Genomic DNA, 13125 nt, shown 5'->3' with positions numbered 1-13125 from the left:
CGCCGGATGTACATAACCAGCGCGTTCCCCGGAGGGGTGATCCGGTGAACAGGTCAGAGGCCACCGACGAGCAGTGGGAGGGGCTGGCCGAGGTCGTGCCCTTGCGCGGTCATCACACCTGGCCGTCCTGGTCCAACCACCGGTCGCTCCCCGAGGAGGAGCCGGAGACGGAACCGAACCAGCGGAGGCTCGTGGTCCTCCGGGTGCAGATCTTCGCGGACGCCCGCGAGGTGGCGGAGCACCTGATCAACGGCACACCCGTGCTCCTCGACCTCACCAGCGCGGACACCGACGTCGCCAAGCGCATCCTCGACTTCTCCAGCGGCGTCGTGTTCGGGCTCGGCAGCGGCATGCACCGCGTCGACACCAATGTCTTCCTGTTGGCGCCCGAAGGCACGGAGGTCGCCTCGGCGTACTCCGATCGTAGGAAGAACGACAGGCTGAAACGGTTTGGCTGATCCACCGGGCCATACGGTCCGGGCATGTCCGTCGCATCCCACGGCCCGGTCGCGAAGGCGCGTGACGCGCGCGGCGCCGGGCCCGCCGCCGCGCAGCCGCCCCGGCGTCCCGCCGTCACCGAACTGCGGCTCTCCGCCTTCAAGTCGCACCGCAACGCCGGCTTCGCGCTGGCTCCGCTGACCCTCTTCCGGGGCGCCAGCGGCAGCGGGAAGTCCAGTGTGCTCCAGGCCTACGAGGTGCTGGCCCGGCTCGCGGGAGGCGACGGGCTGGCCGAGGCCCTCGCGCCGGTGGCGGGCGGGGCCCCGGCCTGCGTTCCGCACCGGGCCCGCCCGGACGCGCAGGGGAGGCGGGGGTTCCGGATCGGCTGCACGGTCGACGGACCCGTCGGTCCGGTCCGTTTGGACCTGGCCGTACAGGCGGAACCGGAGGTCCGGGTGGTCGGCGAGCGCCTGACGGGCGGCGGGCGGACGCTGTTGACCACGGCGCTGCGCGACCCCGGGCTGCCGACGGTGGAGGCGGCGTGGCACACGGCCGGAGCGGTTCCGGTCACCCGGGCGCCCCTGCCGGACGACCGGCTGGGCACCGCGCTCCTGCCGCTGCGCGTGGCGGGCAAGACGGCGGGGCAGCGGCTGGTGCTCGACGCCGCGGAGCAGGTCGTCGTCGCCCTGCGCTCCGTTTTTCCGTGTGACCCCCGGCCCGAGTTGATGCGGACGCCCGTCGCCGCACGGGACGGCCGGCTGCGGAGCGCCTGTGACAACGTTGCCGCCGTGCTGGGCCGTACGGCGAGCGAGTGCTCGATCCGGCACGCGGCCCTGGTGAAGGCGGCGGACGCGGGCTGCCGGGGCCGGGTCGAGGGGGTGGAGGCACGGAGGCTGGACGGCGGCTTCGTCCGGGCCGTCCTGGCGCGGGGTACGGAGGTCGAGACCGCGCTGGAACGGCTTGGGGACGGCGAACTGCGTTATCTGGCCTTGTGCTTGGTGTTACTGACGGGACCCGATGTACTCGCGGTGGAGCCCGCCGCCGAGGTGCTGTCCGCCCTGCAGACGCTCACCGTGCTGGCGGACGGTCTGGACCGGTGCCTCGACCCTTGCCAGTCACGGGAGTTGGTGGAACTGGCGGCGCGGATGTGCGAGAGGGGGCATATCAGGCTGGTGGGCACGGTGGGGCGGGAGATGGCAGAGGTGGCGTCGGGGCTGCCGGGGGTCTCGATGGTAGACCTGGAGGCATGACCGAGCACCACGGGGTCCAGGACCTCGACGCCCTGCGGCGCCGGCTGGCGGACTTCGCCGCCGCGCGCGACTGGCAGCCCTTCCACACTCCCAAGAACCTCGCGGCGGCGCTCAGCGTCGAGGCGTCCGAACTCCTGGAGATCTTCCAGTGGCTGACGCCCGAGGAATCCGCGCGTGTGATGGCGGACTCAGGCACGGCGGAACGGGTGAAGGACGAGGTCGCGGACGTGCTCGCCTATCTCCTGCAGTTCTGCGACGTGTTGGGGGTCGACGTCCTGGCCGCGCTCTCCGCCAAGATCGAAAGGAACGAGCGGCGGTTTCCGGTAGTGGAGGAGCGATCGAACATCCGTCAGGGTTCGCCGGATCGTCACTCTCCGGAGTGATTGAGTTGTCCACAGCGGATTTGGTATCCACAGATTTCTGAATTCCCCTGGCTTTTCCGGCGGTTAGTCATCACTCTGGGTAGTGAGAGCGCACAGGCGGAAACTGGGGGACCGGCAATGGACGCACTGCGGTTGATCGAGGCCACCCGGCTCGCCCTGGCCGAAGCCAGGACGATGCAGGACATCGTCGCCGAGGCATGGCAGACCCAAGCCTTGGCCCAGGCTGTGGGTGGTCACCTGGCCGCGCACGGTCCCTTCGAGGCGCGGGCCGCGGCGTGCGGGCTGAGCGAGGCCGGCGGCCGGGCCTCCGGGGCGCTGCGGCAGGTCGCCCTGCGCTCCGGAGGCTTACGCGCGGCGCGGCTCTCGGCCGTCCGCGACCCCTGGGGGGTGCTGACGGGCCTCGCCGCGCTCCTCGGTGACGTGGGTATCGCCCTGGTCGGCGTGGCCTGTGCCTGCGAGGAGGACGGCCTCTACTGGCAGTGCATCGAAGCCATAGACGCGGCCGACGAGACCGGGGACCGGGTGGGCGGGCTGCTGAGACGGCTCGCCCTGCGGGAGAGAGGGGGCGCCGCATGAGGTACGGCGGGGGATTCCGGCCGGGGCGCGGCCGGAGGCACGGAGCGGGATACGGGGGATCAGCCGTCGGCGGTGTCCTCGCGTGCGGGCGCGGGCCGCTCGGCCGAGGACTGCAGGTCGGCGTCGAGTTGCGACAGATCGGCGTTCAGCGCCGCCATCAGCTCCTCCATTTGTTGCAGCAGGCCCTTGGGTGGGTCCTGGCGTGGGGAAGCGGCCTGTTGGGGCACCGCCTCGGCGGGCACGGCTTCCTGGTGCATACGGCCTCCTCGGCCCTGGGCTCCTCCAGGCTGGAGGAGCGGTGTCGCGGTCGTCGCCTCCGGCGGGGAAAACCGGTGCGCGGGCCGGGCGGTCCGGCTCCGCCGAAGCCAACGATCACCGTGCGGGCCGGACACTGGCCGGTGCCCGGACGGCAGGTGAGAGCGGGGGAGATTCACCCGACAGGGGCCAGTGCGGCGGCGCGGGGGCGGTGCGTTGACCTGTGTTCGAAGGTGCAGGATGGACCGTATGGACCTGCGCATCTTCACCGAGCCCCAGCAGGGGGCGAGCTACGACACCCTCCTCACCGTCGCCAAGGCCACCGAGGACCTCGGCTTCGACGCCTTCTTCCGCTCCGACCACTATCTGGCCATGGGCTCCTCCAACGGACTGCCCGGCCCGACCGACGCCTGGATCACCCTGGCCGGGCTGGCCCGGGAGACCCGGCGGATCCGGCTCGGGACGCTGATGACCGCGGGTACCTTCCGGCTGCCGGGCGTGCTGGCCATCCAGGTGGCACAGGTCGACCGGATGTCGGGCGGCCGCGTCGAGCTGGGACTGGGCGCGGGCTGGTACGAGGCGGAGCACACGGCGTACGGCATCCCCTTCCCCAAGGAGAAGTTCGGGCGCCTGGAGGAGCAGCTCGCGATCGTCACGGGACTGTGGGAGACGGAGGTGGGCGCGACGTTCGACTTCGACGGTGAGTACTACCGGCTGGCCGATTCGCCGGCCCTGCCCAAGCCCGCCCAGACCAAGGTGCCGGTGCTGATCGGTGGCCTGGGGGCGTCCCGGACACCGCGGCTCGCCGCCCGCTACGCCGACGAGTTCAACGTCCCCTTCGCGTCCGTGGCGGACAGTGAGCGGCAGTTCGGACGGGTGCGGGCGGCCGCGGAGGAGGCGGGGCGCAAGCCGGACGACCTGGTGTACTCCAACGCCCTGGTGGTGTGCGTGGGCAAGGACGACGCCCAGGTGGCACGGCGGGCGGCGGCCATTGGACGGGAGGTCGACGAGCTCAAGGCCAACGGCCTGGCGGGGTCCCCGGCCCAGGTGGTCGACAAGATCGGCCGGTACGCGGAGATCGGGGCGTCCCGGGTCTACCTCCAGATTCTGGACCTGGACGACCTCGACCACCTGGAACTGATCTCCGCCGAGGTCCAGGCGCAGCTGGGCTGAGAGCGGAAGGACGGAAAGGAAAGGGAAGGAAGGAACGGCGGGCGAAGTACCGGAAGCGCCCGGAGCACCGGAGAGTCGGATACGCCGGAAGGGTCCGGAGCATCGGAGGCGCTGGTGCATCGGACCAGCCGGAGGGCCGGACGCGCCGGAGGACGGAAGCGCTCGGTGCGCCGGAAGAGCCGGTGCGCCGGAAGAGCTCGGAGGACGAGGACCGTACGCGATGACCCCACCCCGCACACCGCTCGCCGCCGCGCTCGCGCGCGGGCCGCTCGTCCTCGACGGCGGGCTGTCCAACCAACTGGAGGCGCAGGGCTGCGACCTGTCCGACGCGCTCTGGTCGGCCCGGCTGCTGATGGACGGGCCGGAGCAGATCGAGCGGGCGCACGGGGCCTATGTATGGGCGGGGGCGCGGGTGCTCATCACCGCCGGCTACCAGGCCACCTTCGAAGGGTTCGCCCGGCGGGGTGTCGGCCGGGAGGAGGCCGCCGGGCTGCTGCGGCGCGGCGTCGCACTGGCGCGGCGGGCGGCGGCCGAGGGGGAGCGGGAGGTGTGGGTCGCCGCGTCCGTCGGCCCGTACGGGGCGATGCTCGCGGACGGCAGTGAGTACCGGGGGCGGTACGGGCTGGGGGTGGCGGAGTTGGAGCGCTTCCACCGGCCGCGGATCGAGGTGCTGGCCGCGGCCGGGCCGGACGTCCTGGCGCTGGAGACGGTGCCGGACGCCGACGAGGGGCGGGCGCTGCTGCGGGCCGTGCGCGGGTGCGGGGTGCCGGTCTGGCTGTCGTACAGCTGCGCCGGCGGGCGGACCCGGGCCGGGCAGCCGCTGGGGGAGGCGTTCGCGCTCGCCGCGGGGAACGACCAGGTCGTCGCCGTGGGCGTCAACTGCTGTGAACCGGGCGAGGTGGAGGAGGCCGTGCGGGTCGCGGCGCGAGTGACCGGGAAGCCGGTCGTGGTGTATCCGAACAGTGGGGAGGGGTGGGATGACCAGGAACGGCGGTGGCGGGGGCGGCCCGCCTTCGACGCCGGGCGGGTGGACGCCTGGTTGGCCGCGGGGGCGCGGCTTATCGGTGGCTGCTGCCGCGTCGGGCCGGAGCGGATCGCGGAGCTGGCCGCCCGGATGGCGGGGCGGGACTGAGGGGCCGCCGGCGGGAGGCGGTCGGAAAACGGGTGGGGAAGGAGGCCGGCCCGCGGCGATACTCGGACGCGTGTTCCTCACTCTCACTACCACCGGCCATGACGACGTTCCCGCGACCGACCTGGGTTTCCTGCTGCACAAGCATCCCGGGCGGGCGCAGCGGTTCTCGACCTCCCATGGCACCGCGCACGTCTTCTACCCGGAGGCGACGGCGGAGCGCTGCACGGCGGCGCTGCTGCTGGAGGTGGACCCCGTGGCGCTCGTCCGGCGGGGCGGCGGCAAGGGACGCGGGGGCGCGCCCGACGCGGCGCTGGCGCAGTACGTCAACGACCGGCCTTACGCCGCATCCTCCCTGCTGGCCGTGGTCCTGGGCGGCGTCTTCTCCAGCGCGATGAAGGGGAAGTGCGCCGCGCGGCCCGAACTCGTCGACCGGCGCCTGCCGTTGCGGATCGAGCTGCCCGTGGTGCCCGCGCGCGGCGGGGCCGGGCTGGTGGAGCGCCTCTTCGCGCCGCTCGGCTGGACGGTGACGGCACGGCCGCTGCCGCTGGACGAGCGGTTCCCGGAGTGGGGGGACTCCCGCTACGTCGCGCTGGTGCTGGAGGGCGAGCAGCTGCTCGCCGACGCGCTGCGGCAGCTCTACGTGCTGCTGCCGGTGCTGGACGACGCCAAGCACTACTGGGTCGCCCCGGACGAGGTGGACAAGCTCCTCCGCTCCGGTGAGGGATGGCTGGCCGGCCATCCCGAGCGGCGGTTGATCGCCGACCGGTTCCTCGCCCGCCGCCGTTCCCTCGCCCGGGACGCTCTCGAACGGCTCGCCCTGGCCCGGCTCGCCGAGGCCGAGGGCACGGAGGCCGAGGAGCTCGACAACGCCGTGGACGAGACGGTGGACACCGAGGAGAAGCCGGTGCCGCTGGCCGTCCGGCGGCGCGAGGCCATCGTCGGCGCCCTGCGCACCGCCGGTGCCGCCCGCGTGCTCGACCTGGGGTGCGGACAGGGGCAGTTGGTGGGGGAGCTGCTCAAGGACCCCCGGTTCACCGAGGTCGTGGGCGTCGACGTGTCGGTGCGCGCGCTGCGGGAGGCGTCGCGGAGGCTGCGCCTGGACCGGATGCACGAGCGGCAGGCCGCGCGCGTGCGCCTCTTCCAGGGTTCGCTCGCCTACACCGACCGGCGCCTGGCCGGTTACGACGCCGCCGTCCTCAGCGAGGTCGTCGAGCACGTCGACCTGGTGCGGCTGCCGGCGCTGGAGCACGCGGTGTTCGGCGCCGCGCGCCCCGGGACCGTCGTCGTCACCACCCCGAACGTGGAGTACAACGTCCGCTGGGAGTCCCTGCCCGCCGGGCACGTCCGGCACGCGGACCACCGCTTCGAGTGGACGCGCGAGGAGTTCCGCGGCTGGGCCGGCGCGGTGGCCGAGCGGTACGGCTACCGGGCGGAGTTCCACCCCGTGGGCCCCGACGACCCCGAGGTCGGCCCCCCGACCCAGATGGCGGTCTTCCGGCGCGATACGACTCACGACACGACTCGCGGCACGACTCGCGACGCGAGCCCCGACACGACCCCGAAGGAGGCGAAGGCCGCATGAGCACCACCGTCACCCCGCACAGCGCACCGGACGCGGGGGTGCGCACCCTCGCTGTGCCCGACCTCTCCCTCGTGGTCCTCGTCGGTGCCACCGGCTCCGGCAAGTCGACCTTCGCGGCCCGGCACTTCGCGCCCACCGAGACGCTGTCCTCCGACACGTGCCGGGGGCTGGTCAGCGATGACACCAACGACCAGGCGGCGACCGCGGACGCCTTCGACGTCCTGCACTACATCGCGGGCAAACGGCTCGCCGCCGGGCGGCTCACCGTGGTGGACGCCACCAACGTCCAGCCGGAAGCGCGCAAGCACCTTGTCCGGCTCGCCCGTGAGCACGACGTGCTGCCGGTCGCGATCGTCCTCGACGTTCCCGAGGAGGTCTGCGCCGCGCGCAACGCCGCCCGTCCCGACCGGGCCGCGCTCCCGCGCCGCGTCATCCAGCGCCACCAGCGCGAGCTCCGCCGCTCCCTCCGCCACCTGGAGCGCGAGGGGTTCCGCAAGGTGCACGTCCTGCGCGGCACGGAGCAGATCGAGGCCGCCGAGATCGTCCGCGAGCGCCGCTTCAACGACCTGCGCCACCTCACCGGCCCCTTCGACATCATCGGCGACGTGCACGGCTGCCGCGCCGAGCTGGAGAGTCTGCTCGACCGGCTCGGCTACCGCGTCGAGCGCGACGACCGGGGCCGGCCGGTGGACGCCGTCCACCCGGCGGGGCGCACCGCCGTGTTCGTCGGCGACCTGGTCGACCGCGGCCCGGACAGCCCCGGCGTGCTGCGCCTGGCGATGGGCATGGTCGAGGCCGGGCACGCCCTGTGCGTCCCCGGCAACCACGAGAACAAGCTCGGCCGCCACCTGTCCGGTCGCACCGTCCGGCACACCCACGGCCTGGCGGAGACGATCGAGCAACTGGAGCGGGAGGAACCGGAGTTCCGGGAGCGCGCCCACGCCTTCATCCGGTCGCTGGTCAGCCACTATGTGCTGGACGGCGGGGCGCTCGTGGTCTGCCACGCCGGTCTGCCCGAGAAGTACCACGGCCGCACCTCCGGCCGGGTCCGCTCGCACGCGCTGTACGGCGACACGACGGGGGAGACCGACGAGTTCGGCCTGCCCGTGCGCTACCCATGGGCCGAGGACTACCGCGGCCGGGCCGCCGTCGTCTACGGCCACACCCCCACCCCCAGTGCCACGTGGCTCAACAACACCATCTGCCTCGACACCGGTGCCGTCTTCGGTGGCAAGCTGACCGCGCTGCGCTGGCCCGAGCGCGAACTGGTGGACGTGCCCGCCGAACGGGTCTGGTACGAGCCGGCCAGGCCGCTGGCCCAGGACGCGCCGGGCGGCAGCGAGGGCCGGCCCCTCGACCTCGCCGACGTCACCGGGCGCCGCGTGGTCGAGACCCGGCACATGGGCCGGCTCGCCGTGAAGGAGGAGAACGCCGCGGCGGCGCTTGAGGTGATGAGCCGATTCTCCGTGGACCCCCGCCAACTGCTGTATTTGCCGCCGACGATGGCGCCCTGTGCCACCTCCCGCGAGGACGGCTATCTGGAGCACCCGGCCGAGGCGTTCGCCGCCTACCGCGCGGAAGGGGTCCGGCAGGTCGTCTGCCAGGAGAAGCACATGGGGTCGCGGGCGGTGGTCCTGGTCTGCCGCGACGCGGAGACGGCCCATGAGCGGTTCCACACACCGGAAGGTGTGCCGGGGGCGATCTTCACCCGCACCGGCCGGCCGTTCTTCGACGACCAGGAGACCGCGCGGCGGCTGCTGACCCGGGTGGCGGGGAGCGTCGGCGGCGCCGGGCTGTGGCAGGAGCTGGGCACGGACTGGCTGCTGCTGGACGCCGAGCTGATGCCCTGGTCCCTGAAGGCGGGCGGGCTCCTCCGGAACCAGTACGCGGCCGTGGGCGCCGCCTCCCGTGCCGTCTTCCCCGCCGCGCTGGCCGCGCTGGAGAGCGCGGCGGCCCGCGGCGTGGACGTCGACGGCCTGCTCGGGCACCAGCGCGAACGCGCTGCGGACGCGACGGCGTTCACGGAGGCGTACGGACGGTACTGCTGGCCCGTCGGCGACACCACGCGCGGCTGGCCCGGCGAGCCGTCCCCCGACGAACTGCCGCGTCCCGCCGGCACCCGGCGGACGGACGGGCTCGACGGCATACGGCTGGCGCCGTTCCAGATACTGGCCGCCGAGGGCCGGTCCCTCGCCCGGCTGCCGCACGACGAGCAACTGGGCATGATCGACCGGATGATCGAGGACGAGGAGACCGGCGCCGCGCTCGTCAACCAGCCCTGCGGCCTCCGCCGTCCGTGGGCCAACCGCGTCCTCGCCCCCACGCGCCGGCTCGTCGTCGACACGGAGGACGAGGCGTCCGTGGCCGCCGGCGTCCGGTGGTGGCTGGACCTCACGGCAGAGGGCGGCGAGGGCATGGTGGTCAAGCCCCTCCAGGCCTACCTCCGCAAGGAGGATGGCGGCCTGGTCCAGCCGGGCGTCAAGTGCCGGGGCCGGGAGTACCTGCGGATCATCTACGGCCCCGAGTACACCCGCTCCGACAACCTCGCCCGCCTCCGCAACCGCCACCTCGGCCACAAGCGGTCGCTGGCCCTCCGCGAGTACGCGCTGGGTCTGGAGGCCCTGGACCGGCTGGCCGACGGGGAGCCGCTGTGGCGGGTGCACGAGGCGGTGTTCGCGGTGCTGGCCCTGGAGTCGGAGCCGGTCGACCCGCGGCTGTGAGGCGACGGGGGCGGGGTGCGGGTGGGGGCCGTACGGGCCGTCCGTGTCGCCGGCCGTGCCGGACGGGCGTTACGGCGGACGGCCGGCGACACGGATCGGTTCGTCTCGCCGGTGCGCGCTCCCGAGGGGACGTACCGAGGTGGACGTGTCGCCGGCCGCCGGAACGTCCGGATGCTTGCGGTGCGGTGTGGTGCGGTGCGGTGTGGTGCGGTCCGGTGGGGGGCGGGGGTGAGGGCCCCAACCCCGCCCTTTCTCCCCCAGCTACCGCTGGGAGGTGCCCCCAGTTTCCTGGGGCTGCGCCCCAGACCCCGCTTGTCGCGGCTTCGCCGCTCGTCCTCAAGCGCCGGACAGGCTGGATATCAGCCCGTCCGGCACGTTTTCCGGGTGGCACGTTCGGCGGTTTCGCCCGGCGTGGAGGGCCTACGCCGCCCGCCGGGCCCGGAACGTTCTCCGGTAGTCGTTCGGCGGGACGCCGACCGCCTTGGTGAAGCGGCGCCGGAGGTTGGCCGCCGTGCCCAGGCCGCAGAGTTCGGCCACGCGGTCCACGGACGCGTCGCTCGCCTCCAGCAACTCCCGGGCCCGCGCGATGCGCTGGGCCTGGAGCCACTGCATGGGCGTCGTCCCGGTCGCCGCGTGGAAGCGGCGGATGAGGGTGCGGGGGCTGGTGTGCGCCCGGCGGGCGAGGTCGGCGACGGTCAGGGGCTCGGCGAGCCGCTGCGCGGCCCAGTGGAGGAGGGGGGCCAGGGATTCGTCCGTCCGCTCGGGCAACGGCGCCTGAATGAACTGCGCCTGCCCGCCGGGCCGGTGGGCAGGCGCGACCAGCCGGCGGGCCACCGCGTTCGCGGCCTCGACACCGAAGTCCTGGCGGACCAGGTGCAGGCAGACGTCGATGCTCGCGGTCGCTCCCGCGCCGGTGATGACGTCACCGTGGTCGACGTAGAGCACGGACGGGTCCACCCGCACCGCCGGGTAGCGCTCGCCGAGCAGCCGCGCGTACCCCCAGTGCGTCGTCGCCGTCCGGCCGTCCAGCAGTCCCGTGGCCGCGAGCGTGAACGCGCCCGAGCACAGGGACACCACCCGCGCGCCCCGCCGGTGCGCCTCGCGCAGGGCGTCCACCAACTCGCCTGGCGGGTCGCCGTACACGTCGGCGGAGGCCGGGACGAGGACGGTGTCCGCGGTGACGAGGTCGTCGACGCCGTGCGGGGTCCGCGCGCGGAACCACGAGCGGGCGCGCGCGTCGTCCTCCGCCGTACCGACGGCGCAGACGCGCAGGTCGTACCAGCCGTCGGGAGCCGCTTGGCGGTCGCGCCCGGCCTCGCTCGCGCGGGAGCCGTCCGCGCGGGAGCCGTCCGGGCCGCGCGAGTCCTCCGGTCGGCCGGAGCCGAGGCCGGAGTCGAGGCCGGAGTCGAGGCTGAAGCCGACCAGGCCGGCGGCATCGCCCGGCCCCCCGCCGCGGGCCCGGCGAGTACCGGCACCTGCTCCGGCGTCGGCGCTCGCGATGACGGCGCCCCCCGGCCCGCCGGGGGTCCGGCCCGGCTCACGGTCACCACCTGCCGAGAGGGTCCGGTCCGGCCCGCAACCACCGCTTGCCGAGAGGGTCCGGTCCGGCCCGCAACCACCGCTTGCCGCGAGGGTCCGGTCCGGCCGGCGGCCGCTACCTGGCTGGGAGTCGCCAACCGGCTCAAAGGCTCCACCCGCACCGAATCCGCCGCCCGACCCGAACACGTCACCAAACCCGGACGCTTCACCCGGCCCGAATCCCCCGCCCCACCCCAGGACCCCGCCGCTGCCGAAGATGTCGGTCCCGAACACATGGCAGGGAATGGCCAATTCGAAGAACGGCATGCCGTCAGTGGCTGCCACGGCGATCGAGGGCATGGCAGTAATGTACCGGGCATTGTCATTGCTGCCACTCGTGGCGGTGCGCCGCCCTCCCGATGCTGGGGTGCATGAAGTCCCTTCCGGAGCACGTGAAACCGCTCGCCCCTCCGTCCGAAGCCCACGCAGAACCCCACTCAGAACTCCACTCCGACCCCCACCCCGAGCCCCGCGTCGCCCCAGCCGATCCCCGCCGCTGGCTGGTCCTCGCCGTCGCGTCGGCCGCACAGTTCCTCGCCGTCCTCGACGTCTCGGCGATCAACGTCGCCTTCCCGGTGATCGGCGAGGACTTCCCCTCGGCCTCGGCGGCCGGGCTCTCCTGGGTGCTCAACGCGTACACCATCGTGCTCGCGGCGCTGCTGATCCCGGCCGGGCGGCTGGCCGACGTCCTCGGCCGGCGGCGGTCGTTCCTCCTCGGCCTCACCGTGTTCGGGCTGGCCTCCGTCGGCTGCGGTCTCGCGCCCGGGCTCGGCTGGCTGGTCGCCGCCCGGGTCGTGCAGGGCGTCGGCGCGGCCGTGCTCGTCCCCACCTCCCTCTCCCTCGCGCTGCCCGCGTTCCCCGCCGCCGAACGCGCCACGGCCGTCGGCGTCTGGACGGCCATCAGCGCCGTGGCGGCCAGCGCCGGTCCGATGCTCGGTGGGCTGCTGGCGGCGTCCGACTGGCGGTGGGTCTTCCTCATCAACGTCCCTGTCGTCCTGGCCGCCCTGGTGGCGGGCGTCCGCCTGCTGCCGCGTCCCGCCCCGGCCGCCCGGCGCAGCTGGGACCCGCCGGGGACGGCGCTGGTGTTCGTCGCGGTCGGCGCCCTGACGACCGCCGTCGTCGAGGCCGGCGACTGGGGCCGTACGTCGCCCGCCACGCTCGGCGTGCTCGCCGCCGGGATCGTGGCGACCGCGCTCGGCGTCCGGCACGTGCGGCGCGTCCCCGAGCCGGTCGTCGATCCGGCGCTGTTCCGCACCCGGGGCTTTACGGCCGCCACCCTCGGCCTGTTCAGCTACTTCCTCGCGTACTCGGCGATGCTGCTCGCCGCGTCCGTGCTCTGCTCGGACGTCTGGGGCTGGTCGGTGCAGCGCTCCGGACTCGCCCTCGCTCCCTGGCCCTGCACGGTACTGGTGATCTCCTCCCTGTCCGGCCGCATCGTCCGGGCGCTCGGGGAGCGGGGGGCCGCCGCTCTGGGCGCGGTCTGCTTCACGGCCGCCCCGCTGTGGTGGCTGACCGCCGTGAACGGCGATCCGCGCTACGCCGCGACGGTCCTGCCCGGACTGTTCCTCGCGGGTATCGGCACGGCGCTCTGCCAGTCGGTGATGTTCGCGGCGGCCGGGCGGCTGCCGGAGAACCGGATATCCCTGGGGTCGGGTGTCCTCATGGTGTCCCGGCAGGGCGCCACGGCCCTCGGCGTGGCCGTGCTCGTCGCGCTGGGCGGCGGCGCCCACCGCCTCGGTCTGGGCACCCTCCGCGCGGGTTGGGTGTTCGCGGCGGTGACGGCCGCGCTCGCCCTCGCCGCGTGTCTGACGTTCCCTCGCCGCGAGGCCCGTGTCTGAGGTTCCTCTGGTGTGAGGCTCGTGCCTGACGTTCCCTCGCCGCGAGGCCCGTGTCTGAGGTTCCTCTGGTGTGAGGCCCGTGTCTGACGTTCCCTCGCCGCGAGGCCCGTGCCTGACGTTCCCCCGCCGCGAGGCCCGTGCCTGACGTTTCTCCGCCGTGCGCCCTCCGCCGCCGCGACGCGCGTCTGAGGCCCCTCGCC

Annotated in this window: 11 protein-coding genes; 9 read left to right on the top strand and 2 right to left on the bottom strand. The window is 74.0% G+C overall.

Annotated elements, in window-relative coordinates; genetic code table 11:
• Positions 1–44: 44 nt before the first annotated feature.
• The 4 genes from K7I03_RS07540 to K7I03_RS07525 all read left to right on the top strand — a co-directional run bounded on the left by K7I03_RS07540 (position 45) and on the right by K7I03_RS07525 (position 2647).
• On the top strand, positions 45–458 hold the full coding sequence (locus K7I03_RS07540) for a cell division protein SepF (protein WP_185943259.1): 414 nt from the start codon (positions 45–47) through the stop codon (positions 456–458).
• A 24-nt stretch (positions 459–482) separates the two neighbouring features.
• Complete coding sequence (locus K7I03_RS07535; RefSeq protein WP_185943258.1) at positions 483–1688, top strand: AAA family ATPase; 1206 nt, start codon at positions 483–485, stop codon at positions 1686–1688.
• The gene (locus K7I03_RS07530; protein WP_185943257.1) at positions 1685–2071 is read left to right on the top strand and encodes a nucleotide pyrophosphohydrolase; all 387 of its coding nucleotides are present in this window, start codon (positions 1685–1687) and stop codon (positions 2069–2071) included. Before K7I03_RS07535 ends, K7I03_RS07530 begins: the two co-directional genes overlap by 4 nt.
• Positions 2072–2188: 117 nt before the next feature.
• A complete protein-coding gene (locus tag K7I03_RS07525; protein WP_004948109.1) occupies positions 2189–2647 on the top strand; it encodes a DUF6099 family protein in 459 nt (152 codons plus the stop codon).
• A 59-nt stretch (positions 2648–2706) separates the two neighbouring features.
• Here the strand turns inward: K7I03_RS07525 and K7I03_RS07520 are convergent, their stop codons facing one another.
• Complete coding sequence (locus tag K7I03_RS07520; RefSeq protein WP_185943256.1) at positions 2707–2904, bottom strand: hypothetical protein; 198 nt, start codon at positions 2902–2904, stop codon at positions 2707–2709.
• 247 nt (positions 2905–3151) lie between these two features.
• Here K7I03_RS07520 and K7I03_RS07515 point away from each other — a divergent pair, with 247 nt between their 5' ends.
• The 4 genes from K7I03_RS07515 to K7I03_RS07500 all read left to right on the top strand — a co-directional run bounded on the left by K7I03_RS07515 (position 3152) and on the right by K7I03_RS07500 (position 9509).
• Entirely contained in the window at positions 3152–4075 is a 924-nt protein-coding gene (locus K7I03_RS07515; RefSeq protein ID WP_185943268.1) for an LLM class F420-dependent oxidoreductase, read from the top strand.
• Between the two features lie 220 nt (positions 4076–4295).
• Entirely contained in the window at positions 4296–5207 is a 912-nt protein-coding gene (mmuM, locus tag K7I03_RS07510) for a homocysteine S-methyltransferase (RefSeq protein WP_185943255.1), read from the top strand.
• A gap of 70 nt (positions 5208–5277) precedes the next feature.
• The gene (locus K7I03_RS07505; RefSeq protein ID WP_185943254.1) at positions 5278–6789 is read left to right on the top strand and encodes a 3' terminal RNA ribose 2'-O-methyltransferase Hen1; all 1512 of its coding nucleotides are present in this window, start codon (positions 5278–5280) and stop codon (positions 6787–6789) included.
• Entirely contained in the window at positions 6786–9509 is a 2724-nt protein-coding gene (locus K7I03_RS07500) for a polynucleotide kinase-phosphatase (RefSeq protein ID WP_185943253.1), read from the top strand. The genes K7I03_RS07505 and K7I03_RS07500 overlap by 4 nt, the downstream gene beginning before the upstream one ends.
• 420 nt (positions 9510–9929) lie before the next feature.
• Here the strand turns inward: K7I03_RS07500 and K7I03_RS07495 are convergent, their stop codons facing one another.
• Entirely contained in the window at positions 9930–11387 is a 1458-nt protein-coding gene (locus K7I03_RS07495) for a GlxA family transcriptional regulator (protein ID WP_398856741.1), read from the bottom strand.
• A 71-nt stretch (positions 11388–11458) separates the two neighbouring features.
• Here K7I03_RS07495 and K7I03_RS07490 point away from each other — a divergent pair, with 71 nt between their 5' ends.
• On the top strand, positions 11459–12925 hold the full coding sequence (locus K7I03_RS07490; protein WP_185943252.1) for an MFS transporter: 1467 nt from the start codon (positions 11459–11461) through the stop codon (positions 12923–12925).
• Positions 12926–13125 lie beyond the last annotated feature (200 nt).

Origin of the sequence: Streptomyces mobaraensis, from assembly GCF_020099395.1 — a bacterium.
Taxonomy (GTDB): domain Bacteria; phylum Actinomycetota; class Actinomycetes; order Streptomycetales; family Streptomycetaceae; genus Streptomyces.
This window is presented reverse-complemented; position numbering and strand designations above follow the sequence as displayed.

Excerpts from the sequence above, each read along its gene's own strand:
- K7I03_RS07535 (WP_185943258.1), top strand. The coding sequence starts at position 483 with ATGTCCGTCGCATCCCACGGCCCGGTCGCGAAGGCGCGTGACGCGCGC.
- K7I03_RS07530 (WP_185943257.1), top strand. The coding sequence starts at position 1,685 with ATGACCGAGCACCACGGGGTCCAGGACCTCGACGCCCTGCGGCGCCGG.
- K7I03_RS07525 (WP_004948109.1), top strand. The coding sequence starts at position 2,189 with ATGGACGCACTGCGGTTGATCGAGGCCACCCGGCTCGCCCTGGCCGAA.
- K7I03_RS07520 (WP_185943256.1), bottom strand. The coding sequence starts at position 2,904 with ATGCACCAGGAAGCCGTGCCCGCCGAGGCGGTGCCCCAACAGGCCGCT.
- K7I03_RS07515 (WP_185943268.1), top strand. The coding sequence starts at position 3,152 with ATGGACCTGCGCATCTTCACCGAGCCCCAGCAGGGGGCGAGCTACGAC.
- mmuM (WP_185943255.1), top strand. The coding sequence starts at position 4,296 with ATGACCCCACCCCGCACACCGCTCGCCGCCGCGCTCGCGCGCGGGCCG.
- K7I03_RS07500 (WP_185943253.1), top strand. The coding sequence starts at position 6,786 with ATGAGCACCACCGTCACCCCGCACAGCGCACCGGACGCGGGGGTGCGC.
- K7I03_RS07495 (WP_398856741.1), bottom strand. The coding sequence starts at position 11,387 with ATGCCCTCGATCGCCGTGGCAGCCACTGACGGCATGCCGTTCTTCGAA.
- K7I03_RS07490 (WP_185943252.1), top strand. The coding sequence starts at position 11,459 with ATGAAGTCCCTTCCGGAGCACGTGAAACCGCTCGCCCCTCCGTCCGAA.